Annotated in this window: 1 protein-coding gene; it reads right to left on the reverse strand. The window is 75.3% G+C overall.

What is annotated here, in order from left to right; genetic code table 11:
* Window positions 1-24 precede the first annotated feature (24 nt).
* Window positions 25-567, reverse strand: a 543-nt coding sequence (locus G3I65_RS01450; RefSeq protein WP_160693978.1) for an alpha/beta fold hydrolase, incomplete at its 5' end; no start/stop codon positions are given.

A 567-nucleotide genomic window follows, 5' to 3' on the forward strand; every position in this document is an offset into this window, starting at 1 on the left:
TGTGGATGATCTCCGGCGCGTGGCTCACGCGAGGTCCTCCTGGTCGAGCATCGACGCGACGCGCTCGGCTCCGGCGTCGCGCAACATCGAGGTGTGGTCTCCGGGCACCGTCCGGACGTCGACCGACTCGGCCAGCCGCTGCCACCCGGCGAGGTCGGTCCACCGCGCAGCGGTCGCGGCCGACAGCACGATCGTCACGTGGGCCAGCCCACCGCGGGGAACCCAGTTCTCGAGCGCTGCCTGGTTGTGCAGCAAGGCCGTCACGCGGTCGAGCAGCACCGGGTCGTCCGCACCGGACGGGTACGCCGACAGCAGGTCCTGCGCGCGGTCGCGGGCCGGCCCGGCCGGCAGCCGGTCCAGTTCGGTACGCACCCGTTCGGTGCTCCACCCGGGCAGAACGGCCGCGAGCAGACCGGCGGGCACCGCGGGGTCGGCTCGTTCGCCGGGCGCGAGCGGTGGCGGATCGAGCAGCGTGAGCGCGCGGACGTCGGTGCCGCGGCCGGCTGCGAGCAGCGCCATCTCGGCCGCCACCGCGGCCCCGAACGACCAGCCCACGAGCCGCAGCGG

The sequence above is a fragment of the Amycolatopsis sp. SID8362 genome, assembly GCF_010550475.1.
In the GTDB taxonomy this organism is placed as follows: Bacteria; Actinomycetota; Actinomycetes; order Mycobacteriales; family Pseudonocardiaceae; genus Amycolatopsis; species Amycolatopsis eburnea.